23 protein-coding genes are annotated in these 24,248 nt (G+C 69.6%); 13 read left to right on the top strand and 10 right to left on the bottom strand.

What is annotated here, in order from left to right:
* Nucleotides 1–6: 6 nt before the first annotated feature.
* The gene (locus KGQ19_RS25455; RefSeq protein WP_212012559.1) at nt 7–3,309 is read right to left on the bottom strand and encodes an AfsR/SARP family transcriptional regulator; all 3,303 of its coding nucleotides are present in this window, start codon (nt 3,307–3,309) and stop codon (nt 7–9) included.
* Nucleotides 3,310–3,490: 181 nt separating this feature from the next.
* Between KGQ19_RS25455 and KGQ19_RS25450 the strand changes: the two genes are divergently transcribed.
* The 4 genes from KGQ19_RS25450 (at nt 3,491) to KGQ19_RS25435 (ending at nt 7,426) form a co-directional block, all read left to right on the top strand.
* The gene (locus KGQ19_RS25450; protein ID WP_212012557.1) at nt 3,491–4,636 is read left to right on the top strand and encodes a serine hydrolase domain-containing protein; all 1,146 of its coding nucleotides are present in this window, start codon (nt 3,491–3,493) and stop codon (nt 4,634–4,636) included.
* Between the two features lie 70 nt (nt 4,637–4,706).
* The gene (locus KGQ19_RS25445; RefSeq protein ID WP_212012555.1) at nt 4,707–5,552 is read left to right on the top strand and encodes a phosphotransferase family protein; all 846 of its coding nucleotides are present in this window, start codon (nt 4,707–4,709) and stop codon (nt 5,550–5,552) included.
* An 83-nt stretch (nt 5,553–5,635) separates the two neighbouring features.
* Complete coding sequence (locus KGQ19_RS25440) at nt 5,636–6,367, top strand: sensor domain-containing protein (protein WP_212012553.1); 732 nt, start codon at nt 5,636–5,638, stop codon at nt 6,365–6,367.
* A 153-nt stretch (nt 6,368–6,520) separates the two neighbouring features.
* A complete protein-coding gene (locus KGQ19_RS25435; protein WP_212012545.1) occupies nt 6,521–7,426 on the top strand; it encodes a LysR family transcriptional regulator in 906 nt (301 codons plus the stop codon).
* Between the two features lie 20 nt (nt 7,427–7,446).
* On the opposite strand, the gene KGQ19_RS25430 is transcribed toward KGQ19_RS25435, so the two are convergent.
* Nucleotides 7,447–8,538: a YncE family protein gene (locus KGQ19_RS25430; RefSeq protein WP_212012543.1), complete on the bottom strand. Its 1,092-nt coding sequence runs from the start codon at nt 8,536–8,538 to the stop codon at nt 7,447–7,449.
* Nucleotides 8,539–8,728: 190 nt separating this feature from the next.
* Here KGQ19_RS25430 and KGQ19_RS25425 point away from each other — a divergent pair, with 190 nt between their 5' ends.
* The 3 genes from KGQ19_RS25425 to KGQ19_RS25415 all read left to right on the top strand — a co-directional run bounded on the left by KGQ19_RS25425 (nt 8,729) and on the right by KGQ19_RS25415 (nt 11,415).
* Complete coding sequence (locus KGQ19_RS25425) at nt 8,729–9,307, top strand: sugar O-acetyltransferase (RefSeq protein ID WP_212012541.1); 579 nt, start codon at nt 8,729–8,731, stop codon at nt 9,305–9,307.
* Nucleotides 9,308–9,349: 42 nt separating this feature from the next.
* Nucleotides 9,350–9,970 carry a TetR/AcrR family transcriptional regulator gene (locus KGQ19_RS25420; RefSeq protein WP_212012539.1) on the top strand — a complete coding sequence of 207 codons (621 nt, stop codon included), beginning with the start codon at nt 9,350–9,352 and terminating at the stop codon, nt 9,968–9,970.
* Nucleotides 9,971–10,128: 158 nt separating this feature from the next.
* Nucleotides 10,129–11,415 (top strand): MFS transporter, encoded by a 1,287-nt coding sequence (locus tag KGQ19_RS25415; protein WP_212012536.1) that lies wholly within the window; start codon nt 10,129–10,131, stop codon nt 11,413–11,415.
* A 105-nt stretch (nt 11,416–11,520) separates the two neighbouring features.
* On the opposite strand, the gene KGQ19_RS25410 is transcribed toward KGQ19_RS25415, so the two are convergent.
* From KGQ19_RS25410 to KGQ19_RS25400, 3 genes are all read right to left on the bottom strand, one after another.
* Complete coding sequence (locus tag KGQ19_RS25410) at nt 11,521–12,372, bottom strand: G1 family glutamic endopeptidase (protein ID WP_212012534.1); 852 nt, start codon at nt 12,370–12,372, stop codon at nt 11,521–11,523.
* A gap of 137 nt (nt 12,373–12,509) precedes the next feature.
* On the bottom strand, nt 12,510–13,727 hold the full coding sequence (locus KGQ19_RS25405; protein ID WP_212012532.1) for a DUF3500 domain-containing protein: 1,218 nt from the start codon (nt 13,725–13,727) through the stop codon (nt 12,510–12,512).
* 49 nt (nt 13,728–13,776) lie between these two features.
* Nucleotides 13,777–14,427, bottom strand: a complete 651-nt coding sequence (locus tag KGQ19_RS25400) for an NAD(P)-dependent oxidoreductase (protein ID WP_212012530.1) — start codon at nt 14,425–14,427, stop codon at nt 13,777–13,779.
* A gap of 93 nt (nt 14,428–14,520) precedes the next feature.
* Here KGQ19_RS25400 and KGQ19_RS25395 point away from each other — a divergent pair, with 93 nt between their 5' ends.
* Complete coding sequence (locus KGQ19_RS25395; protein ID WP_307856504.1) at nt 14,521–14,940, top strand: winged helix-turn-helix transcriptional regulator; 420 nt, start codon at nt 14,521–14,523, stop codon at nt 14,938–14,940.
* On the opposite strand, the gene KGQ19_RS25390 is transcribed toward KGQ19_RS25395, so the two are convergent.
* On the bottom strand, nt 14,900–15,220 hold the full coding sequence (locus tag KGQ19_RS25390; RefSeq protein WP_212012520.1) for an NIPSNAP family protein: 321 nt from the start codon (nt 15,218–15,220) through the stop codon (nt 14,900–14,902). The genes KGQ19_RS25395 and KGQ19_RS25390 overlap by 41 nt on opposite strands.
* Nucleotides 15,221–15,358: 138 nt before the next feature.
* On the opposite strand from KGQ19_RS25390, the gene KGQ19_RS25385 reads away from it, so the two are divergent.
* Nucleotides 15,359–15,769, top strand: a complete 411-nt coding sequence (locus KGQ19_RS25385; RefSeq protein WP_212012518.1) for a winged helix-turn-helix transcriptional regulator — start codon at nt 15,359–15,361, stop codon at nt 15,767–15,769.
* Nucleotides 15,770–15,868: 99 nt separating this feature from the next.
* Nucleotides 15,869–16,723, top strand: coding sequence for a hypothetical protein (locus tag KGQ19_RS25380; protein ID WP_212012516.1), 855 nt, complete (start codon nt 15,869–15,871; stop codon nt 16,721–16,723).
* Here KGQ19_RS25380 and KGQ19_RS25375 read toward each other — a convergent pair.
* A complete protein-coding gene (locus tag KGQ19_RS25375) occupies nt 16,720–17,910 on the bottom strand; it encodes an MFS transporter (protein WP_230419410.1) in 1,191 nt (396 codons plus the stop codon). The two genes, KGQ19_RS25380 and KGQ19_RS25375, sit on opposite strands and share 4 nt — an antisense overlap.
* Before the next feature lie 308 nt (nt 17,911–18,218).
* Here KGQ19_RS25375 and KGQ19_RS25370 point away from each other — a divergent pair, with 308 nt between their 5' ends.
* Nucleotides 18,219–18,968 carry a hypothetical protein gene (locus tag KGQ19_RS25370; protein ID WP_212012512.1) on the top strand — a complete coding sequence of 250 codons (750 nt, stop codon included), beginning with the start codon at nt 18,219–18,221 and terminating at the stop codon, nt 18,966–18,968.
* A gap of 74 nt (nt 18,969–19,042) precedes the next feature.
* Here the strand turns inward: KGQ19_RS25370 and KGQ19_RS25365 are convergent, their stop codons facing one another.
* Nucleotides 19,043–19,681 carry a maleylpyruvate isomerase N-terminal domain-containing protein gene (locus KGQ19_RS25365; RefSeq protein WP_212012510.1) on the bottom strand — a complete coding sequence of 213 codons (639 nt, stop codon included), beginning with the start codon at nt 19,679–19,681 and terminating at the stop codon, nt 19,043–19,045.
* A 104-nt stretch (nt 19,682–19,785) separates the two neighbouring features.
* Entirely contained in the window at nt 19,786–20,373 is a 588-nt protein-coding gene (locus KGQ19_RS25360) for a flavodoxin family protein (RefSeq protein WP_212012508.1), read from the bottom strand.
* Between the two features lie 124 nt (nt 20,374–20,497).
* On the opposite strand from KGQ19_RS25360, the gene KGQ19_RS25355 reads away from it, so the two are divergent.
* A complete protein-coding gene (locus KGQ19_RS25355; RefSeq protein WP_212012506.1) occupies nt 20,498–21,208 on the top strand; it encodes a TetR/AcrR family transcriptional regulator in 711 nt (236 codons plus the stop codon).
* A 51-nt stretch (nt 21,209–21,259) separates the two neighbouring features.
* Here the strand turns inward: KGQ19_RS25355 and KGQ19_RS25350 are convergent, their stop codons facing one another.
* On the bottom strand, nt 21,260–21,442 hold the full coding sequence (locus KGQ19_RS25350; protein WP_212012504.1) for a hypothetical protein: 183 nt from the start codon (nt 21,440–21,442) through the stop codon (nt 21,260–21,262).
* A gap of 303 nt (nt 21,443–21,745) precedes the next feature.
* Between KGQ19_RS25350 and KGQ19_RS25345 the strand changes: the two genes are divergently transcribed.
* Nucleotides 21,746–23,887 (top strand): alkaline phosphatase family protein, encoded by a 2,142-nt coding sequence (locus KGQ19_RS25345; protein WP_212012502.1) that lies wholly within the window; start codon nt 21,746–21,748, stop codon nt 23,885–23,887.
* Nucleotides 23,888–24,248: the final 361 nt, after the last annotated feature.

Here is a 24,248-nt window from a genome sequence, read left to right as displayed (position 1 = left end):
GCGCGCTCACCGGACGACGATCGCGTACTCCAAGCACTCCTCGGCCGGGTCCTCGTCCTCGACGACGACCGCGCCATAACGTTCCCGGATGCGGCGGGCCTCGGTCTGCAGTCCCAGGCGGACGAACAGGTTCAGGGCCCGCCGCAGGTTCGCGCCGCCCTCCTCCACCCGCCCGTACTGGAGCAGGATCTCGCCGACACCCTCGAAAGCAGTGGCCTGATCGTCGGGTTGCCCCACTTCCCGGTTCAGGACCAGCGCCCGGCTGTAGACCGTCAGCGCCTCCTCGACGCGGCCCGCCGCGCTCAGCGCCGCGGCATGCTGATTCAGCGCCCAGGCCTCCTCGCCGCGGCTGCCGAACCGGCGCAGGATCCGCAGCGCCTCGGCGGTGTCGGCCACGGCGCCGACGTGGTCGCCGGCCAACCGCCGCACGGTGCCCAGCTCGGCCTTGACCGTGGCCTGGCCGCCCGGATGGGCCAGCAGACAGTACAGGTCCAGCGCCTTGGACAGGGCCTCCCGCGCGCCGCGGTGATCGCCCGTGAGCCGCCGCAGCCGCCCCAGCTCGGTCAGCGCGCCGGCCTGTCCGAGCGGGCTGTCCAGCCGCCGGTAGGTGCCCAAGGCCCAGATGATGTTGTCGGTCGCGCCGCCGTATTCCCCGGTGCGGCGCTGGACTACGCCGAGCGAGGTCAGCGCGTTGGCCCGGCCGAGCACGCTGTCCAGCCGGCCCCAGAGCTCCAGGGCCTCGGTGAACGCGGCGGTGGCGGCGTCGTAGTCACACCTCAGGTGCCGGATCGCCCCCAGCTGCATCAGGACCTCGGCCAGGCCCTGGGTGTCGTCCAGGCGCCGGTAGAGCCGGTAGGCCCTGGTGCAGGTGTCGGCGGCCTCGGTGTAGTCCCCCGCGAGCCGACGGACCCGGCCCAGCTCAGTCAGGGCCCTGGCTTGGCCGTGGAGGTCGTCCAGCCGCGAGGAGATGTCCAGGGCCCGGGTCGCGGTGTCCGCGGCGGCGGCCTGGTCGCCGACCAGTTGCCAGACCCGGCTCAGTTCGATCAGGACGAAGGCCTGGGCTCGCGCGTCGCCCTGCTCCCCATACAGGAGCAGGGCTTCTTGGTGGACGTCTCCGGCGCCCCGGTAGTCGCCGCACAACCGCCTGGCCATCCCCAGGTCGGTGAGGGCACAGGCCAGGGCCGCGGCGTCGGTGCCCCCGCGGGCGAGGGCGACGGCCGCGCCGTGCAGTTCGAGCGCGTGGGTCCACGGGCCGTGCGAGTAGAGATGAGTGGCCATGGCCGCCGGCAGGGCGATCCCGTGGCCGCCGGTCGGCCGGGTGGCCGCGTGCCGGGCCGCGGCGATCAGGTTCTCGATCTCGCCGGTCATCCAGGACTGCGCCGCTTCCCGGTCCTTGATCGGCGGCTGGTGGCGCGGCGGACGGGTCACGGCGGACACGTACGTCGCCGGCAGGGTTCGAATACGGCCGTCGGCGAGTTGGGCGGTGTGCTGGTAGTAGTCGAAGAGGCGGTCCAGTGCGCTCTCCCGGTCCCGAGTCACCTCGTCATCGGCGTTCGCCGCGCGGGAGAGCACGTAGGCACGCATCAGATCGTGCATCTGGAACCGGCCGGGTATCGACTCGGTCAGCAAACTGCGATCGACCAGCTCGGCCAGGAGCCGCCGGGCCGCCCGGGGGTCGGCGTCGAGCAGGCACGCGAAGGCGAAGACATCGAGGTCGCGCCCCGGGACCTGGGCTATCCGGTACAGCGCCGTCTCCTGCGCGGCGGTCAGATTCCGATACGACAGCTCGAAAACCGACGCCAGGTTGCGCTGACCGTCGTCGAAGGCCCGCAGATCGCCGGAGTCCTCCCGCAGTTCCCTGATGACGTGCTCGACCTGCCAGCTGCGCCGGTGCCGCAGCAGCGCGGCGGCGATGCGCAGCGCCAGCGGGAGCCGGCCGCACATGCCGACGAGCTCGGTCAGCGCCGCGTCGTCGACGGGCGCCCGGCCCGCTCCGGCGGTCGCCCGGAACAGCGCCACGGCGTCGTCCACCGGCAGCACGTCCAGGCCCAGCGGTTCGACGTCGTCCAGCGCCTTCAAACGCCGACGGCTGGTGATCAGCACCAGACAGCCGGCGACGGCCGGGATCAGGGGCCGGATCTCGTTCTCGTCATCGACGTTGTCCAACACGATCAGGGTGCGGGTGCCGGCCAGCATCGCCCGATACTTGGCCGCGCGCGCGTCGAGCTCGTTCGGCACGGTCTGGGGCGGGGCCCCGAGCGCGGCCAGCGCGCTGCCCAGGACGTCGAAGGCGGTACGCGTCGCCACACCCGCGGCGTGCGCGTGCCACTCCAGGAACAACTGCCCGTCCGGGAACCGGTCGGCCAGCAGGTGCGCGGCGTGGACGGCCAGCGCCGTCTTGCCGATCCCGCCCATGCCCTCGATCGTGCAGATCACCGGCACGCCCGGGGTCTGCCCGGCCTCGGCACGCTGAGCGAGCCGGGCAAGCTCGAACAGCTCCTCGACCCGGCCGGCGAACGCGCCGGTGTCGGCCGGCAGCTGGTGCCGCGGATCGTTCGGCCGGGACGGGACGCGGCCGGCGAGCGCGTCGCTGTGGGCCTGGCGCAGCGCGGGCGTGGGCGTACGGCCCTGACGCCGCAGCGAGCGGTCGGCCCGGGTCGCGGTCTCGGCCGCCTCGTCGGTCTGCCCGGCCTGGGTCAGGGCCCTGATGAGGGTGGCGGCCACGGCTTCGTCGTCCGGCCGCCCGGCGGCCACGTCCCGCAGGACCGCGGCGGCGTCGGCGGGCCGGCCGGTCTCCAGCTCGATCTCGGCCAGCAGCATCGCCGCGTCCCGGCGCTGCCGCTCCAGCTCGGCGGCGCGGTGCTGGAGATAGGGGGTGTCCAGTCCTTCCAGCGGCCGGCCGTGCCACAGGCCCAGCGCCTGACGCAACCGCTCCCCGGCGATCTGGTGCTCCTGCCCGTCGCGGGCGTCGCGGGCCCGGCGCAGCAGCACGCCGAACCGTTCGGTGTCCAGGAGTTCGGGATCGATCAACGCGGTGTAGCCGGGCCGGCGGGCCACCAGCTGGATCCGGTCCTCGACCGGTTCCAGGATCTTGCGCAGCCCCGAGACGTAGTTGGCGATCTGCCGGTCGACGGTGTCCGGCGGCGAGGAGGGCCAGGCCCACTCGGCCAGATCGGTGCGCGAAACGGTGCGGCCGTGGTTCAGCACCAGGACGGCCAGCAGGCAGAGCCGACGTTGTCCGTCGAGGCGAAGCGGCACGCCGCCGTGGTGGACGGTCGGCGCGCCGAGCAGCCGGATATCGGGATCCATCGGTCCATCCCCTGAGGATCGGAAGATCAAGATGTCGTCGGCAGCAGGGGCGGTCCCGGCTGTGCAAGCAAGTAGTGCAATCGGTTGTGCGATCAGTGTGCGTCGGTTGTGAAGCGCGGTTGCAAGACTACTCACCGTGTCAGTCGCTTCACAACGTCACCTGAGAAAGTAGGACACGCCGATGAAGCCCTCGAAGTCCATCCGCCTGATAGCCCTCGGCTCGACCCTGGCGCTCGGCGCGCTGGCCGGCGTCGGCCCCGCGCACGCCGATGTCCCGACGGCCATCAGTGCCCTGCAGGCCGGCTTCGCGAAGGGGATCGCGGACGGCTACCCGGCCGCGATCGGCATGGTCCGCTCCGGCGACACCACGCAATACCTCGCCGACGGCGTCAGCGACGTGACCGCCAAGACGCCCGCCGATCCCGACGCGCAGTTCCGGATCGGCAGCAACACCAAGGCCTTCACCGCCACCGTGCTGCTCCAGCTGGAGGCCGAGGGCAAGCTCTCGCTGGACGACACCGTGGCCAAGTGGCTGCCGAACGCCGTCAACGCCAACGGCTACGACGGCACCAAGATCACCATCCGCGAACTGCTCAACCACACCTCCAGCCTGCCCGACTACGACACCAGCCCGACCTTCTACAACTCCTACGCCTCGAACAGCGAGCCCAATCGGGTCTGGGCCCCGCAGACCCTGGTGGACCTCGCCCTCGCGCAGCACCAGCCCACCAGCGCACCGGGCCAGACATTCGGCTACGCCAACACCAACTTCGTCCTGGCCGGCATGGTGATCCAGGCCGTCACCGGCAACACCGCGGCCACCGAGATCCAGAACCGGATCATCACCCCGCTGGGCCTGACCCACACCACCTTCCCCATCTCCGACCCCACCCTGCAGGGCGACTACCTGCACGGCTACGAGTACCAGTGGCTCGGCCTGGAGCTCTCGGACGTCACGGTCTCCAACGTCCAGGCCTTCGGCTCCGCCGGGGCGATGGTGTCGACCCTGGACGACCTCGCCACCTTCGACCGCGCGCTGATGACCGGCCAACTGCTGCCGCCGGCGCAGGAGGCCGAGTTGAAGACCACCGTCCCCGTCAACGCCACCACCCGCTACGGCCTGGGCATCGGCGAGTACCAGACGCCGTGCGGCCAGTGGGTGTGGACGCACAACGGATCGGTGCTCGGCTACACCAGCACCTGGGAGATCAGCGACGACGGCAGCAAGGAGGTGCTGGTGGCCAACAACGAGTACCACCTCCAGGCCCCCACCCAGGGACAGACGGACATGTCGGCCGCGTTGGACAACGCCTTCTGCGCGCTCTGAACCACCCCGGTGGCAGAGCTTCAGCCGGCGTGGGCGATATCCATTTGCCCACGTCCGGCACAATGGCGGGATGGCACAACCAGTCCCCGCTGACCTGCTGGAAATCGCTGAAGCACTTGTCCCCGACCTCGATATGAGCTCCGCATCCCTTGCCGAGCAAGGAAACATGCACCACGTGGTGCTGTTCCCCGGCGTCGCCGCGGTGCGCGTCACCAAGCGCCCCAGCGCCGCCGCCGAACTGCCGCGCCGGGTCGAAGTCCTGCGCGCCGTCGCGGCGGCCGGCCTGCCGTTCGCCGTGCCGGAGCCGCTGTCCGCGGTGACCACGTTCGGGGACCGGGCGGCCGTCGCGGTCTCGTGGATCGACGGCGAGCCGCTGCCGGAGGGCGTCGGAGACCCGGCGGCGCTCGGCCTGCTTCTGGAGGCACTGCGCGGCGTTGAGATCACGCCGCGGCTTGAAGCCCTGCTCCACCAGCCCCACCGGCACACCCCGGACGGCTTGGGCTGGGCCGACATCCTGACCGACGAGACCATCCCGCGGCTGCCGCCGAAGTGGCGTGACACGGTCCGGCACCGGCTGGACACCCTCCTGGCCCTCGAAGCGGCCCCGCCCCGGCTCGTCCACGGCGACCTCGGCGGCCCCAACCTCCACTTCAGCGCCGACGGCAAACTCGCCGGAGTCCTCGACTGGGACCTGGCGATCCGCTCCGACCCGGCGATCGACGCGGCCCTCGTCGCGACCTGGCACGGCTGGGACGTCCTGCGCGCGGCCACCGACGAACAGACCTGCCGCCGGGCCCGGGCCTGGAACGACCCGGTCGGCGTCGAGCACCTGCACGCGGTGTTCGGCGGCACCCCGTTGGCGAGTGCCGACGGCTTCGTCGCCGCCATCGTCGCTTGGTTGGAGGAGCGCGGCTGACGACTGGACCGGTGAAGTCGCTTACGACCGCACAGATACGCGCCGAACTCACCGGGACCAGCACCATGCGGCACTATGTCAGCATGCGCATACGGATCAAGTACGGCTCCGCCGTCGCTGTCACCACGGCGGCTGTCCTGTTGGTGGCAGCCTGCGGCGCTTCGGGTAAGAGCGCCTCGACGGCATCGCCCGGCAGCGGCCACTCGGCCGCCGCGCTGACGGACGATCAGGTCGACAGCCTCCTGCTGACCGACAAGGACCAGCCCGGCTACTACTTCGACGCTTCGCTGGACGTGAAGTCCACCACGGACTCGCCGGCCCTCGTGACTGCCGGCGGCAGTGAGTGCCAGTCCTTCCGCGATGCGGAGAACGCGCTGTCCACGAAGTACGGCACGACCGTCGACACGCTGCGGATTCTCACCGCGAACGACGGCCCCGGCATGATTCAGGACGCCGTGCAGGTGATGCCGTCCACCGGCAAGGCCTCGGCGCTGATGTCCGATCTGACCGCGGGGCTCAAGGGATGCAGGGCATTCACTGAGACCGAGCAGAACCAGCCGGTTCCGATCACACTCACCGCGATCTCACAGATGGTCGGTGCCGACCGCGTCGGCTACACCACGAACGCGAACGTCCAGGGCAGCACCCTGGTCACCGCCACCTACGTGGTCCGCGTCGGCCCGGCGGTCGTGTCGATCATGGAAGTAGAGACGGCGAAGAACGGCGTCATTCCCCAGCCGCAGGCCGAGGCGACGCTCGTTCGCCTGTCCGACGTACAGGTCGGGCGGTTGAAGAGTGCCGAGGGCGTCGGCTGATCACGTAACTACATGCGGAGCCGGTCGCGACGGCAGACAGGCTACCCAAAGTGATGGTGGCCTTGTTGTCCAGGACGGCAGTTCATCGCAAAAATCAACGCGTAGAGTTTACGCGCAGCGAAAAGACCTGGCCGGGGAGGACCGAAGAACCGCATGGATCTGAACCTGCTCGTGGCGCTGGACGCTCTGCTCCAGGACAACAGCGTGACCAAGGCCGCCGAGCGCCTGGGCACCTCACCGGCCGCGGCGAGCCGCAAACTCTCCACTCTGCGCCGAGTGGTCGGCGATCCGCTGCTGGTGCGCGCGGGTCAGGAGATGGTGCCGACGCCCCGGGCCCTGGAGCTCAAGGCCGAGGTGCGGGCGCTGCTCGACCAGTCCGAGGCCATGCTCAAGCCACACCGCACGCTGGAGGTCGCGGCGCTGCGCCGGACCTTCAGCGTGCAGGCCAGCGAGCTGCTGTTGGCCGATGTGGCCGGTGCGCTCTCCGGCCGGCTGCGGGCCGAGGCCCCCGATGTCGACGTCGTGTTCCTGTCGGAGGCGTTCGAGAACACGCCCGCGCTGCGCCGCGGCCTGGTCGACGTCGAACTGGGGGTGCTCGGCCACCTCGACCCGGAGACGCGCAGCGAGCAGTTGGTCACGGTGCGGCTGCTCGGTGCGGCCCGCAAGGACCACCCGCTGTTCGACGGACCGATCGACGCGCGCCGGTTCGCCGAGGCCGACCACATAGGCATCTCCCGCACCGGCAAGCGGCACGGCCCGATCGACACCGCGTTGGCCAAGCAGGGACTGCGGCGCAACGTCGCGGTGGTCGTGCCGAGCCACACCGGCGGCATGCTGCTGGCCCGCGGCACCGATCTGGTCTGCCTCACCATCGCCGCCACCAACGCCGACCTGCCGGGCGTGGTCGAGGCGCTCGGGCTGCGCACGTTCCCGATCCCGCTGGACCTGCCGGCGGTCGAGATCGGCATGGCCTGGCATCCCACGCACGACGCCGACCCCGCGCACCGCTGGTTCCGCGGCCACATCCGCAGCACCCTGACACGTTCCGCAGCAGCCTGACACGGAGTGCGGCGACCGCGTCAGGCGGCCTTGGGGATGTAGGCCAGCCCGTGCGCGCCGGCGTCGGCGAGCTTGGGGAGCTCGATGCGGGCCAGCCGCTGGAGGGATTCGAGGTCGATGACGTCGACGGTGGAGTCGATGACGCCGGCGGCGTAGGCCAGCGCGCCGTCGGGCGAGGAGGTGATGGTCAGCGGGAAGCGTCCGATCTCGATGTCGCCGAGCCGCTTGTGGGTGTCGGCGGAGAACACCGTCAGCCGCCCCGGGGCCTGCACCGGACGGGATGCGCGGCCGCTCGGGTCGGTGCCGGTGGCCGGAGCCGGGGCCGTCCGCAGCTCGCCCGCCAGCACCTTCCCGGTGGCGGTCAGGTGCACCGGTACCACCACGTTGTCCGTCGCCAGGACGTCGATGACGCGGCGGAGCTCGGTGTCGATGACGCGGATCCCGGGTGTGGCGTCGGGCCCGCCGCCGTTGAAACCGCCCGCATGGGGCGCGGCCACGTAGACCCGCGAGCCGTCGGCGGACACCGCCAGGCCCTCGCCGCCGGGCACCTCGATCCGGTCGATCAGCTCCCCCGCGACCAGATCTAGCACGGAGACGAACGGCGCCTCCTTGTTGCTGGCGTAGCCGCGCGTACCGTCCGGGCTGGCGACGAACCAGTGCGGGCCGAAGGCGCCGGTGTCGATCCGGCCGATCGGCCGCCGGCTCGCGGTGTCGATGATCACGACCCCGCCGCCGCCCTCAGCGCCCTCAGCACCCTCGGCGCCTTCCACGCTGACGTAGAGGCGCCCGCGCTCGGCGTCCAGGCTCAGGCCGTGCGGGCCGACCTCCGGCGCGATGTCGACGACCTCGACGATCCGCCGGGCGTCCGGGTCGATGACCGTCAGCTGGCTGCGACGGCCCGAGTTCGCGCGGTAGTACCCGGCCTGATAGGTGTTCGTGCACCACAGCAGCCGGCGCGCGGGATCGAAGCAGATCTCGTGCGGTTCGGCCAGCACCTCGACCGAGCCCAGGAGCCGGTCGGACGCGGCGTCGAAGAAGGACACGGTCGGGCCGCTCTGGCTCACCGCCGCGAGGACGTCGCCGGTGCGGTCGGCGCGGGTGTTCTGCAACATGACTAGCTCACTTCCAGTTACCTGTCATACCTGTCTCCCGCGTTCTGCGGGCACTTTCAGTCTCGGCGACCAGGGTGGTAACGGGCAATGCAAAGATCAGCACTCAATAATTACGCTCAACGCAATCCCTCACCCCGCGCTGACACACCGGACGCACCGAACGCACCTCGGGATGTGTACGCTCGTACGCATGACCGACTACTTCGCCGGAGACGACCGCAGCAACCGGGAGCGCATGCTCGCCGGGGACTGGTACATCGCTGACGACCCCGACAGCGGGGAGCTGTACAAGCGGGCCGTACGCCTTCAGGCGCAGTACGCGGCCGCCTACGCCGCGGACCCGGACGCCGCCCGACCGCTCCTGGAGGAACTGGTCGGCCACCTCGGCGAACAGGCCCATATCAGGCCTCCTCTATACGTCGACTACGGCGCCCACCTCACCGTCGGAGCACGCACCTTCATCAACTACAACCTGACCGCCCTGGACGCCGCACCGATCGTGATCGGCGAGGACTGCCAGATCGGCCCGAACGTGCAGCTGCTGACCCCCGTGCACCCGCTGGAGCCGCAGCCGCGCAAGGACCGGCTGGAGTCCGCGCGGCCGATCACCATCGGCGACAACGTGTGGCTCGGCGGCGGCGCGATCATCTGCCCCGGGGTGAGGATCGGAGACGACAGCGTGATCGGCGCGGGGTCCGTCGTGACCCGGGACGTCCCGGCCCGCCGCCTGGCGGTCGGCTCGCCGGCCCGGGTGATCCGGGAGCTCTGAGGCGGGGCTGCCAGCGGCGATACGGGCAATACGATGGACGGAATGGACGCTGACGCGACATCCTCAGGCGCCACCCCGGGCAGCCCGGGCAGCCCGGGCACCCCGGCCGCCCCGGCTACCGCCCGCAGCCGCCGCTTCGACCCCGACCGGCGCGCGCGGATCATCGACGCCGCGCTCGACGTGATCGCCGAAGTCGGGGTCGCCGGGGTGTCGCACCGCAAGGTCGCCGCGCGCGCCGACGTACCGCTCGGGTCGATGACCTACCACTTCGACGACATGGACCAGCTGTTGCGGGTCAGCTTCGAGAAGTTCGCCGACACCATCGCCACCCGCTACGAGCAGTGGTTCCGGCAGGCCACGAACGCCGACGAGGCCCGCGCGGCGGTGGTCGGCCTGATCCACGCCGACCTGCTGGACTCGCAACGGGAGCTGGTCCTGACCACCGAGCTCTACACGCTCGCCGCCCGCAAGCCCGAGTTCCGTACCCTGACCTGCGACTGGATGGCCCGCAGCCGGCGCGCGCTGCGGCCCTTCTTCGACGAGCCGACCACGCACCTGCTCGACGCTCTGATCGAGGGGCTCTTCATCCATGCCGCGCTGGACACCACGCCGCCGGAACGGGCCCGCACCGCGGAGGCCGTGCGCCGCATCACCTCGGGCTGAATCCCGGAAGCCGAGTTTCGGAACCGCAGCCGAGTTCCGGAACCGCAGAGCCGAGTTCCGGAACCGCAACCCTCTTCCCCGCCGCGAAGAACCCGCTGTACGTTCATGATGATCGATGCGTACAAACGTACACTGCGAGCCCGCAAGGGGACCCATCCGTGCCATCAGCACTCGCCGACGCCGAAGTCGCAGCCGCGCCGTCCGCCTTGCGCGCCGTACTGGACTCACCGCTGTATCGCGGCGCGACCATCGCGCTGTTCCTGTCCGGGCTCGGGGTCTCCGCCGCCGCCCCGCAGATCACCCTGTTCCTGGTCGACGATCTGCACACCTCGTTGACCACCGCCGGTCTGTACTACCTCACCAACATCACCGCACCGCTGGCCGGCTACCTGATCGGGACGCGTTCGGACCGCACCGGCAAGCGGCTCGGGCTGTTCCGGATCTGCGCGGTGGCGGCGTTCCTCGGCTGGACCGCCATGGCGTTCTCCACCCAGGTGTGGATGCCGTTCGTGATCAGCTCCCTGATTCTGGCCTTCTCCGGCGCGGCGGGATCGCAACTGTTCGCGGCGATCCACGACAGCCTCCAGGAGACGGCCGGCGCCGCCGGGGACGGAGTCGTCTCGGTCATCCGGATGGCGTTGACGGCCGGCTGGATCATCGGGCCCGTCCTGGGATCGCTGCTGGCCGCGACCGCCGGCCCGCGCGTGATGCTCGTCTGCACCGGGATCTGCGCGCTGGCCCAGATCGTCCCGATGGGTTTCGCAAGAACCACCGAGCCCGGCAACGCACCAGCTACCAGTGCAACGACAACCACACCCGCACACGCACACGCACCCGCACCCGCACCCGCACCGCCCCGAGTGCACCACAAGCGTCCCGGGCTATCCGCCATGCTGCCGCTGCTGGCGTTCACCGGGCTCTATATCTGTGTCTACGCCGGGGAGCCGATCAAGTACGGCTACCTCACGATCTATATGCGTACTGACATACACCTCGGCACCGCGGTCAGCGGAGCGGTCATCGCGATCCAGCCGCTGATAGAGCTGATCCTGATGCCGGTGGCCGTGCTCACCGCTCGTCGGATAGGCATGATGCGCCTGATGGTCTTCGGCGCCGGCTGCGGCGTGGGCGCCAACCTGTGTTTCGCCCTGACCGGCGACACGATCGGCATGTTCGCGGGACAGATCCTGATGGGCTGCGTGTGGGGCGTGTTCGCCGCCCTGGGCATCATCGTCGCCCAACGCCTGCTGCCGGAGGCCGTGGCCACCGCCTCGGCGATCTTCATGAGCTCACCGGCGCTCGCGAGCGCCGTCGGCGGCGTGACCGGCGGGATCGGTGTCGATCTGCTCGGTCTGCCGCACGTCTTCCTCGCTCCGGCGGTCTACGGAGTCATCGCCACGATCGGCTTCACCGTCATGAGTAGATCCCGACACACGGTGCGTTGATCCGCGAGGCGATCGGCCGCAGCGTCGCCGACCGAAGCGGCGGGGGCCGACTCCACCGAGTCGGCACCCGCCGCGGATCTTCCCGATTTCGACCAGCCGGCCTTCTCAGTTGTTGGCCAGCCAGGTCTCCGTGAAATCGGTCCCGTTGCTCAGGGGACCGGCGGTGGCCAAGGTGTCGCCGTTGCGGGCCATGTCGATCGCCGTGGGGTTGGCCGCACCGATCGGCTGGCCGTTCACCTGGGACCCGGTGAACGTGGCGGTTCCGAAGTCGGGCAGCGGAGTGAGCTGGTTGAAGATGGTCGTCGGTGTCTCGGCGACCACCTCGGCGCTGGCGTTGGCGGCTCCGCTGGCGGCAGTCTCCAGGTGGTCCTCGATCCAGCCCTCGGTCTCGTTGGTCAACGTGAGTTCGTACTGTGCGTTGCCCTTGAACGTCACCTTGGCGTCGAACTTGTCCCCCACCTTGATCGGGTCCTTGTAGAACTGGATGGGATTCGTGAAGGTCTCCCACCAGGTGGCGTAGGACGGCTGACCGGCGGAGCAGAGCGCGCCGGTACCGGTCTGCTCGACGCTGGGGCTGCCGTCACCGTCGAGACCGACCCAGAGCAGGACCCAGCCATCGCCCTTCGAGCAGTCCACGGCGGGCTCGACCCAGGTCGACTCCACGCTGGTGTACCCACCGCTGGTGCCGACGTAGCCGGACCAGTTCTGGGTGCTGGTGTTGGCGAACGGCCGCGCGCCGGAGTGGGAGTGCACGACGGCCGAGGTCGCGTTCGGGAGCACGGGACCGGCGGCCCAGACCGGCTGGTGAGCAGCCGGGTGAGCGGCTGGGCGACCGGCCGGTGCGGCGGCGTTCGCCGACCCGGCCGCCGCCCCGACGGCCAACGTTCCCACGGCCACGACGGCGACAGCCACGCCGGTCGCACCGAATCCACGCTTGCGGAATGAGGATGATGACATGAAAGGAGTGTCCGGACCGGACTTCACAATCCGCGCACAGTGATCGCACATGACCCGCGCTTCGCGCCTCGCTCCACGACTGGCTATGCGATTGGCTGCGCGACTCGGCTCGCAGCTCGCTTCGCGCCTGGCGTCCGTCAGCTGTGGAAGCGCTGGTAATGCTGGGCCAGCAGGTTCTTCCCGTAGTCGTTGCCGTTGGGCTCCCTCGTGATCGTGTGCACGTGGAACCGTTCGGGCTCGTCGTTGTCCAGGAAGATGCCCGACTCGTTGTCGTACTCGATCAGCAGCACCGGCGAGTGGATCCGGTAGTAGAACGCGCTGGTGTCGCCGTGCCCGCCGCGCCAGGCGAACCTCGTGTCCCCGAGGTGCTCCTCGAACTGGCGGCGCTTGAGCCCGGCGTGACCGTCGGGAAGGCGCTTGATGTAGACGTCGGCGAGTTCGAGCAGGAGCTGCCGTTGTTCACGCGACAGTTCCTTCCCGCTGATCCCCTCGGGCGGCAGGACCAGGTTGTCCTGCCCGGCCCCGGACAGCTGCCGACCGGTGGGACCGGCGAGCTCCGGCGGCAGATCGGCGATCCGCAGGGAGTGGCCCATCAGGAACCGGTCTTCCTGGTCTTCGGTGAGCGAACGGCGCATCGCCAGGCCGCCTTCGGTCTCCCGCTCGAACAGGCTCAGTCCGGCGTAGGGTCCGTCCTCCCACGCCTGGGAGGGTTCGGCGCCGAGGAACACCGGGGCGAGGACCAGTTGCGATCCGACGAAGACGCAGTGGACGTCGACGTGGTGACCCGCGAACTGCCAGCCCCAGGGCTCCTCGGCCGAGGGCTCGCCGAAGATCGTGAACTGGTACGTGTACTCGCCGAGCGAATCCCGGTAGGTCTGGATGAGGTCGCCGAGCGCGTCGTTGAGCTTCATGGCCGTACGGATCGCGGCATACCCGTCGGCGCTGAGGCTGGCCTCGATGACCGCCAGGGCGGCCTCGCGCTGCTGGGGAGTCAGGCGGCTGAGACGCAGGCCCTTGGGCGTCCAGACCGGGAGGGCGTTGGTCCACAACCGCCAGTCCGGCGAGTCCATCCGCAGGCGGGCGACGGGGAGCTGGTACGGCTCCAGCGTGTCGAGGTAGGCCGTCGCGGCGTCGAGGGCTTTCCGGTGGGACAAGCCGGTCTCCGCGAGGCGGTAGAGACCGTCGACAGGAGTGCCGTCGGTGGTGACGCCGACATACGGATCGCGGTGGTTGCGCAGCGGCACAGAGACTTCGCGGGCGAGCTCGTCGGGCAGGAGGTCCGGGAAAAGGATTCCGTCGGCGATCGGCAGTTCGAGTGTCCGGGGCCGGTGTCCGCGGTAAGTGTGGTCACGCATATAAGGTTCCTGATCTACAGAGAGCTTTCAGATGTCCGGAGCTGAGCCCTCAGTGGGCGAGGTTGACCTGTTCCCGATGGTGCTCGCCCCGCTCGATCAGGTCGACGAGCCCGAGGGCGTAGTCCGGGGCGGAGATCGCGCCGCCGTCCTCGGGCTGCACCGCGACCTCGTCGCCGAGCCGGTAGCGGCCGAGGCGTTCGCCGGGCGCGTGCGCGCCGAACCTCAACGCCGGGCTCACGAAAACCCAGTCGAGCGTCTTCGGCGCGGCCGGGAGATCCTCCGTGACCAGCGCGGCCCCGGCCCGGATCTCGTCGTGGAGGTGCACGGGGATGTCGCTGAGGTCGGTGACGAAGCGGTCGGCGCCCGGCGCCGGACGCAGCGACGAGTAGCCGCCGACGACGAACAGCGGCACGCCCTGGGCATCGGCCAGCCGCGCCAGGATCCGGTACGCGGCACGGAAGGAGTCGGGTTCCAGCGGGCCGCGCGGCGCGAGCGCCCCCACCACGGCGTCCGCACCCTCAACGACCGACACCAGGGTCGCCTGGTCGGTGGCGTCGCCCTGGACGTAGAACACGTCCGGCACCGGCTCCTCGGGCAGCGATCGACTGAGCGCGGTGACCTGGTGGCCACGGGCCGCGGCCTGCGCGACGATCTCCCTGCCGGCGTATCCGGTGCCGCCGATGACGGTGATGCGAGCCATGAGGTGCCTTTCCACGGAGTGCTGGTCTGATGCGTCCAGGACGCACTCCAGTTACCGTAAGGAAGTCACTTACCGATGAGAAGAAGGCACTTTGTGGTAACCACCTCCACGGACTTGGTCCTGCACGGCACCGACCACCGCGCGGACTGCCCGGCCCGGCACCTCCTGGACCGCATCGGCGACCGCTGGTCGGTGCTCGTGCTGACCGCGCTGTCGGACGGCAGCGTCCGTTTCTCAGAGCTGCGCCGGCGCATCGAGGGCGTCTCGCAGAAGATGCTCACCCAGACCCTGCGCGGCCTCGAACGGGACGGGATCGTGCGCCGCATCGTCCACCCCGGGGTGCCGGTGCGCGTCGAGTACACCCTCACCGACGCCGGCCGCCTGCTACGCGAGCCGCTGGAAGCGCTGCAGGACTGGGCGGTCACGCACTTCGGGGACGCCGCGACGCTCCCGGCGACGAGCTCGAATCAGCTCACCGCAACGATGAGGCAGGCGTGGGAACAGCCCGGGTGACGACGGACTTCTCGGCGATCAGCATCTCGTAGACCGGCGGCCCGACGTCGTTCTTCCACTCCTGGCTGTCATAGACCGCGGCATACAGCGCCTCCCGCTCAGCCTCGTTCTCGAAGCGCCGGATCCAGACGTAGCCGTCCGCGTCCTGCTCATCGATGAAGGAGGCGGTGACCGTCATCCCCTTGGACTGCTGGAACGGGATGACCACGTCTTCCATGTAGCGGACCCACTCGTCGCGCCGTCCAGGATGGCTCTGGTAGCGGCGGATCTCGTAGAACATCAGGGATCTCCTATCTCCCGCGAAAAGATTGCCTTTCGGCCTTTCGCCGAACAGGAATGAAGCTATCCCCGGAGATGTGGTTACCCACAAGGTCCACTACTTCCCTTCGGAAAGTGAACAGCTGAGGAGCGCCGAACGATGACGACGAGCTGCCCGACCGGCCGGCACCCGCACCACGACGTGTACACCGCGCAGTGCCCCTGCCGAGCGATGCTCGACCTGCTGGCCAACAAGTGGTCGGCGCTGGCGATCGGCGCGCTGGAGGAAGGCCCGCAGCGCTTCGGGGCGCTCCAGAACCGCCTTCAGGGCATCAGCCCGAAGGTCCTGACCCAGACGCTGCGCCGCCTGGAGGACTACGGCATCGTGGATCGCACCGTGTACCCGGTCGTACCGCTGCACGTCGAGTACGCCCTCACCGACCTCGGCAAGAGCGCGGCGGTGCCGCTCAACCTGCTCCGCACCTGGGTCGAGGACCACATCGACGACGCGGAATCCCACGCCGGCCACCCCGCCCACGCCGTCGAGCCGAAGGTTCAGGCAGCCGGCTGACCTCCGCCGGCGATCGCGAGGACCCGTCCTCCAGCACCGCGCCTAACCTCAGGGCTTGTACAAGGACCTATGTCTCAGAAGCCTGCGAAGGGGCGCCCCATGCCGAGCCAGCCGATCCAGGAACGGGTCCGTCCGCTGGGCCCAGCCGACCGTGTGGGCAGCATGCGGTCGACCAACGGCACCGGCGTCACGTTGAAGAACCGCAGCGCCGCCGACGCCGACGGCCGGTTCTTCGCGACGCGCTGGGCCTCCGTCCTGTCCATGCCGCTGGTCCCGCTGAACCGCCTCTACCTGACGCGGCAGGGGCCCCGGCAGACCAGCGCCGTCGGCCACGGCCAGAACCGCTCCACGCGGACGACCGTCGACTACCAGGTCCTCGGCATGGTCGCGATGCGTCCGGGCGACATCTTGGGCACCTACCTCTTCCACTGGGTGCTGTGCCCCGCGATCATCCTCGGCCCGGCCGCCGCCGTGGGAACCGCGGTGCCGGCGCTGGGCGCGGTGTGGTTCTTCCTGAGCCTGATCCTCGTCGCGGGCTTCGCCGGACACCGGAACCGGACCGGCGGACCGCCCCGAACCCCTGAGGGCACGCAGTACCAGCCGCCGCGCGCAGCGGGCTCCTCGCCACGAGCGGAAACGTCCCGCAAGATATTCGGGCTGCTGCACGACGAGTCGGCCGACCAGGCCCTGCGGCACGAGTTGGCCTTCGCGCTCATGAACGGCGCCGACCCGTGCGGCGCCCCGGTCATGGCCCTCCTGCTCAAGTACGGCGTGAACCTCACCGAGCTGAAGGGCCCCACGTACCTGAACTGGGAACAGCTGAACAGGCTCCTGCAGAACGCCAAGATGGACGGCACTCTCCGGGCAGAAGTGGCGGCCGCGATGCAGACTGCGACGGCTCCCGACGATCCGGCCTTGGTCGCCGTGGAACGCAAGTGGGGTTTGGTGGACTAAACGGGACCGCCCTCAGCCTCCGCCGAAGCCGGCGCCCCACGCCCCGAAACCCGCCGTGCCAACATGAATCCCCCGGCCGCGGCGACCAAGCACGACACCCCGCCGACCGCCAGCCCCGAGCGCGGGTCCGACATCGCGATCACCCAGCCGACCAACGGCCCGCCGATCGGCGTCGTCCCCTGAAAAGCCACCTGCCACAGGGCGATCATCCGGCCGCGCTTCTCCGGGTCCGACGTCAGCTGGATCGTGGAGTTCCCGATCGCTATGAAGGAGACGCTGGCCCACCCGACCAGCAGCATCACCGCGCAGGACAGCGCGAACACCGGCGCGTAGGCGGCGCCCAGCATCGACACCCCGAAGCCGACCGCGGCGATCATCATCGGCCGCAGGCCGGTACGCCCCCGCGCGGCGGTGAACAGCCCGCCGATGACCGCGCCGATGCCCATCGCCGAGGTGATGACGCCGAACGCGACCGAGCCGCCGTGGAAGGTCCGCTCGACGAAGACCGGCAGCGAGACCTGGAACTCGTAGGCCAACAGCCCGACCAGGCCCATCATCGCCAACGGGATCGCGATCGTCGGCGTCGCGGCGGCATAGCGCAGCCCCTCGCGCAGCTGCCCGCGGGCACGCGGCGTCGGCGGGCTCGGCTGGAGCTGGGAGCGGTCCATGCGCAGCAGGGAGGCGACGACCGCGACGAAGCTGGCCGCGTTGAGCAGGAAGCAGATCCCGATGCCGACCACTGCGATCAATATGCCGCCGACCGCCGGCCCGACCGCGCGCGCCGCGTTCACCATCACCGAGTTCAGCGTGATGGCGTTGCGCAGCTCGTCACGACCGACCATCTCCCGCACGAACGACTGGCGGGTGGCGTTCTCGAAGGCGTTGTTCATGCCCAGCGCCACCGCCAGCGCACACACCTCCCAGAACTTGACCGACCCGAAGACCGTCAGCAGCCCGAGGACGAGCGCCTGCACCCCCATCGCCGACTGCAGGATGACCATCAGCCGCTGCTTGTCCGCCCGGTCGGCGACGACGCCGCCATAGGGGCCGAAGAGCAGGACCGGCAGGGTCTGGAGCGCCACGACCAGCCCGAGCGCGGTACTGGAGTGCGTGAGCGTGAGGACCAGCCACGACTGAGCCGTCGTCTGCATCCACGTCCCGATCAGGGATATGGACTGACCGGTCATGTAAATCCGGTAGTTGGGTACCTTGAGCGAGGAGAAGGTCCGCTGCCGAACGGTCGACGGTTCTTGCGCCTTAACCGGTCCGGCATTGACGGTACTCACGCGACGGCGGCCCCTCCGTTGTCCAGATTTATTTACTTAAGCGTACTAAACATAGGTCCCGGCCGCGCGGGCGGGGTCCGGGCGGGCCGGTTCCGGCAGGACGCGGCGACCAGCACCCGCGCGGCTAGCGTTCGCAAATTTCACACTGGCACCAGGGCGGTAACCCCACACCATGGCGACCCGCGCCGCACTTCTGCTTCACTCGCCCCATGGGTCTGCGCTCCTTGTTCACCTGGCTGGCCGCGCCGCCGGAGACCAAGTACCGGATGACACAGCAGCACCTCGACTTACAAGCCGCGAGGCAGACCGAGCGGCTGCTGTCGACGCCGGGATTGTCGGTGACGGTGCGCAAGACGGTCGACGGGCACGAGCCCGGGCCGCCGTTGCGGATCAAGGCATCGGCGAACGGGTCGTACGCTCCGCCGAAAGGTGCGGGCTTCACATATGCCAACGGGCGATCAGAGCTGCGGAGCTGGTATCTGAGCGCTGAGATCGAGTGGGACGGCAAGAGCCTGAACGCGACCGGCAACTTCGGGCGGCCCCGCACGTGGGAGCCGGCCCCGAGGGGACTCCGCCCGGGCACCGACGCGGCCGAGGTCTTCCGGCACGGATCGCGGCCGATGACCTCCGGCGAGTGTCCGACCGAGATCGCGGCGCTCGCGACGGTCGGGCTGAGCGGGTACGAGCTGAACCGGGTCGTCTTCCTGGACGAGGATTCCCGCGAGCTGTCGCGATTCTCCATGGTCGGCTTCACCGAGGACGACATGATGCGGATCGCCGCCGCCGCGGGCATCGCCTACCGCAGCTACACCCTCGCGATGGGCGGATACAGCACGCTGAAGCTCGGCCTGAACGACTTCTGCGACGCGCTGTTCCCGCACAACGCCGCGCACTCCCTGCTGCTCTCCTACGATCTCCAGGAATCCGGTTGGTGGCGGCGCCCCATCAAGCGTTCGTGACGTCACCGCTGCGGTGACCGGAGGCTCGGTGTTCACCCGCCACCGCCGCCGTGAAGAAGGCACACCTGGAACGCCTAGAGCGCCGAGATGGACCGCGGCGCGCGTTCGGCACGACTCAGGGCCCGGAGAACATTGGTCGCGCCGTGCCGCCGCAACGCGATGCGCGACAACACATCCACCACCGTCTCAACAGCCTGCGACGGAAACTCCGGCGTCGACAGTCCGACGCTGTAGGCGAGGTCGTCAGAATGCACGACGAGCTCCAACATCCGGCTGGTGACGAAGTCGTCCAGGGTGATCGACCACGGCCCCCACGTGGGACGGCGCACCAGGCGCTGCGGCGCGGTGGGCAGCGTCCGCCGGAGTTCCGCCACGCACGCGGCGACCCTGGCGGCCAGCGCGCCGGGACCGTCGACCGCCTCCTGCTCGCCGCCGGACCGGATGGCCTGATTGAACGGCGTGTCCAGATCCGAGCCGATCCAGCTGACCCGCGCGTAGTACTCGTGGAGCGGGATCGCGGGCTCGGACGGGACCGCCTCGGCCAGCACCGCGGGGATGAAGAAGACCTGTCCGGCCAGGTGGCCCGCCAGCCCCTGGACGCTGAGCTTGGCCAGTGCCGAAGGGCTGTCCCAGTGCTCTGCGACCTCCGGCGCGGCCAGCAACCGGGCCGCCGCGTCCGCCACGCTGAGGTAGAGCTCCCTGGCCTGCGTCATCTTGCTGCCCCCTGTGGTCGGCGAGTCGCTGTCAGCGCGATCAACTTCGCCAGGGCGGGAGGCATTCCCGCAGTTCGACTTTCCCTCACTCCCGCATGCGCTGCTCAGCGCACTGCGACGGCCAGTCCCGCGCTACGCACATGGGTGTGCTCCGCGACGCGTCGGCCGAGATGGCGGGCGGTGTTCAGGTCCGCGTCGTGGACGGCGGCGGTGTCGTTGAAGCTCTGCGCGCCGGCACCGAGGTAGAAGCCGAGGCGGTTGTCATCCTCGATGCTGGACGTGGTGGTGTTCCAGCCCGGCAGCAGACCCAGGCTGACCCACAGCATCCCGTGCTGGGCCGCCAGCAGCGCCAGGTACTGCAGGGTGTGCATCTTGTCGCCGCTCATCGAGCCGGAGTTGGTGAAGCCCGCCGCGAGCTTGTCGCTCCAGGCCCGGGTGCTCCACCGCTTGCTGGTGGCCTCGGCGAAGGCGTGGAACGCCCCGGACGCGGTGCCCATGTAGGTGGGCGTCCCGAAGATGATGGCGTCCGCGGCGTCCAGCAGTTCCCAGTCGGCGTCGCCGAGGGCTGCGACGTCCACGCGGTGGACGTGCGTCCCGGCGACGGAGGCCGCGCCGTCGGCCACGGCTATGGCGATCTGCGCGGTGTGGCCGTAGCCGGAATGCGACGCGATGACGATCGAGATGTCGGACACGGTGTTCCTCTGTTCCTCTTCTGCCGCGATGGCGGCGTGTTCCGCGACCGGCGCGGATCATCGTTACGCCTTTGAGCGTAGCACCGATAATACGGCGCTACGCAATATGCGATAGCATCGTTCCGTGAACGAGGAACGCCGCGCCGCCCGACGCCAGGTACTCCAGGTCGCCGCCGAGCTCCTGGAGGAGGGCGGCAGCGAAGCGGTCTCCACCCGCGCCGTCGCCGCCGCCGCGGGCATCACCGCTCCCGTGCTGTACCGCATGTTCGACGACAAGGACGGACTCCTGGCCGAGCTGGCCGCATACGGCTTCGAGATGTACCTGACCGAGAAGCAGGAGGCGCTGGCGCTGACCCCCGACGACCCGGTGGCAGACCTCTACCGCGGCTGGGACCTGCACGTCGACTTCGGCGTGAAGCACCCCGCGTTCTACGTGCTCATGTACGGCACCGCGCAGCCCGGCCAACGCCCCCCGGCCGCGGACGAGGCACACGCCCTGCTGGTAACACTGCTGACCCGGGCAGCCGAAGCCGGCCGCCTCCGGATCCCGGTGGAACAGGCGACGCGCGTCATCCACGCCGCGACGACCGGCGCCACCCTGGCCCTGATCGGCGAGGAACCCGCGGCCCGGGACCTGACCACCTCGGCCCGGCTACGGGACACCGTCATCGCCTCGGTCACCACGGACACCCCCGCGCCCACCGGATCGGACCTGGCCTCCCGCGCGCTCGCCCTCGACGCGGCACTAAGCGCTGAGCCCATGGGCACGGGCTCGCCGCTGCGGGAAACGGAGACGGCGCTGCTGCGTGAATGGCTGCTACGGCTGGCGAGCTAAGTTGCTCGCGAAGCACAGGTACTGCCTGACACCCAACGCCTTGCGAGCAAGTCAATCGGTCGCGGGATCCCCGTCGCCGGGAGGCTGCTCGGTGAGCGGCCCGAGCTTGAAGAAATCGCTCGGCAGATCCCTGAAGTCCAAGACCTTCTCCCCCGGAGGCAAGTCCTCCCGGTCCGGCCAGGTCTTCCCGACCGAGATGCCGTAATCCCTGGGCTTTCTCTTGCGCTCGCTCATCGCCTTCTCCACCTGACCCATCGAGTGCAGCGGGCTCTGTCGTATGTACCAGCTTGCCCGTCCCGCGCCTCCAACGCTACGAAGTCTTCGGCCAGCTTCCGGTTGCCCGCCATCTCCGGTTCACAGAAGAGCCTTGATCACCGCGCCTACTAGAGGGCGAAGTTGTACAGCCAACTTTGCCGACCATTGCTCAACATCGATCAGCGGGAGCTCCAACGGGGCCGGCACCCCCTGCTTCCATAAGCAGATCGGGCCGCCGCGGCACCCGCTTTCCGAGCATCAACGCCCCTGCTAGGAGATTCCATGATCCGCAATCCGAACCTCCCCGAACCTGAGTCGAGTTCTGAGTCAGAGCACGGCGACAGCCCGGAGACGGCCGCCCGCGCGTCCCGCCGCCGCTTCCTCCAGGGCTCCGGCGCCATCGCCGGCGGCCTCGCGCTCAGCGGGTTCGCCGAGGCGGGCACCGCCCACGCCGCTGACAGCACCGCCGCCACTGCCGACACCGCGACCGCGACCGCCGCCACCTCGCACCGTGGCCTGCCCCGCGGCTTCAACGGCGACATATCCGACCTCAAGCACGTCGTCATCCTGATGCAGGAGAACCGGTCCCTCGACCACTACTTCGGCGCGCTCCCCGGCGTACGCGGCTTCAACGACAAGCAGGCGCTGAAGTTCCAGGACGGCACCAACGTCTTCCAGCAGCGGGACGCCAACGGCAAGATCGTGACCCCGCAGGTCGACGACGGCGCGTGGGGCAACGACCACGGCGCCTGGGGCGACGTGAACCACCGCAAGTGGGACCTGTGGGTGCAGCACAACGGCACCAGCTGCATGAACTACCACAGCAGCGCCTACATGGGCTTCTACCACTCGGTCGCCGCCCAGTACACGATCGCCGACCAGAACTTCTGCTCCGAGTTCGGGCCGACCGACCCGAACCGCAAGTACCTGTGGAGCGGCACGGCCAACAGCGAGACCGGGAACACCGACGAGTCCAACTACTCCCGTCCCTGGGTCACGGTCGCAGAACAGCTCCAGCAGGTCGGCATCGACTGGCGGCTCTACTCCGACAACAGCGGCGACGGGCGCCAGGGCTACGTCAGCAGCTGGATCGGCGACTACGGCGACAACGAGCTGAAGTACTTCAAGGGCTTCGAACCGGCCGGGCTGAGCACCAACGACCCCAAGCTGCGGCCCGGCACCGGGCTGATCTGGCGGGGCAACGCCACCTACTACGCCGGCTCGACCACCCCCGACGACGACTCCGACACGAACCTCGACGCCGTCCTGAAGAACCTCCACGACGCCTGCCAGCCCGGCGCCGAACACCCGCTCCCGGCCGTCTCGTGGATCGTCGCACCCTACGGCTGGTCCGAGCACCCCGGCGCGGACACGATGCACGGCGAGCGCTACGTCAAGAAGGTCCTGGACATCCTGCAGGGCAACCCCGACATCTGGAACCACACCCTGTTCATCCTCAACTACGACGAGAACGACGGAAAGTTCGACCACGTCCTGCCCCCGTGGCCCGAGCCGGGCACCCCCCGCGAGTACGCCGGCGACTACCCCCTCGGCTTCGGCGCCCGGGTCCCGATGCTCCTGGTCTCGCCCTGGACCCGCGGCGGCCACGTCGCCACCGAAGTCTTCGACCACACCTCCACGATCCGCTTCCTCGAAGTCTGGGCCAAATCCCTGGGCAAGCCCTTCACCTGCCCCAACATCAGCGACTGGCGCCGCTCCATCGCCGGCGACCTCACCAGCGCCATCGACTTCACCCACCCGCAGCCAGGCCCGGCCGCCTTCCCCAACCCCCTGGCCGAACAACCGGTGTCAATCACCGCCGACCACATGACCCCCCGCGCCCTGAGCTTCCACCCACACGCCACCATCACAGAAGACCGCAAGGCCGGCACCGTCACCGCCACCATGACCCTGTCCGGCGGCCCGACCAACAAGGCCCTGAGCTTCCAGGTCTTCCCCGACAAGTACCAGCCGTTCTCCAGCACTCCCTTCACGGTCACCGAGAAGAAGGAGCGCACCTACACCTGGAACACCAAGACCACCGACGGCAAGTACGCCTTCTCGATCTACTCCAACGACGGCTTCGTCCGCGCCTTCGCCGGCCAACTCCCACCGGCCGGACACCACAACGGCGCCCTCCCCCGAGTAACAGTCGACCTCCACAAGGGCCACGGCACCCACCACCAGGCCCAGGCCGAGCTCACCCTGCACAACGACGGCACCAAGCCCCTCACCTACACCCTCACAGCCAACGACTACGCCGGCGGCACCCGCCACGTCTCGGTGGCCCCGGGCCGCACGAAGACCGTGACGTGGCCGACACAGCAGGGCTACTACGACGTGCTCCTCACCGTCGACAGCGACAACACCTGGACCCAGCGGTACGCCGGCCGCGTCGCCACCCACGAGCGGCACTCGCACTAGGCTGCCCAGCCGGTACCCGGAGCAGCCAGTATCAACGGCGGCCGTCGGCGAGCAATGCCGACGGCCGCTTTCAGCATTCGATGACGACCGCTCCAGGGGATTCCCGCCTGGGCCAGTCCGATCCGCACCCGCCAGCCCACAATTCGCACCCTCGGGACTGCCGCGTTGCCAGCCCCAGACCTGCGGCCGAATCGCCGAGTCGCCGGCACCGAACCCCCTGCTTTGCACTTCTCCGGCTGGTTTTCGGTTCGTTCCCCTCGGTCGCGTCGGCAGGGCTTCGCCTACAGTGCCGGTGGCCGGGGGTCAAGTTCGCGCTGAACGAAACCGCAGGTCAAATGCTCGACCGCCGCGCGCGGACTTT

This window comes from Catenulispora pinistramenti (genome assembly GCF_018274385.1).
GTDB lineage: Bacteria > Actinomycetota > Actinomycetes > Streptomycetales > Catenulisporaceae > Catenulispora > Catenulispora pinistramenti.
Note: the sequence above shows the minus strand (reverse complement) of the source record. Positions and strands in the feature narration are given on the sequence as shown.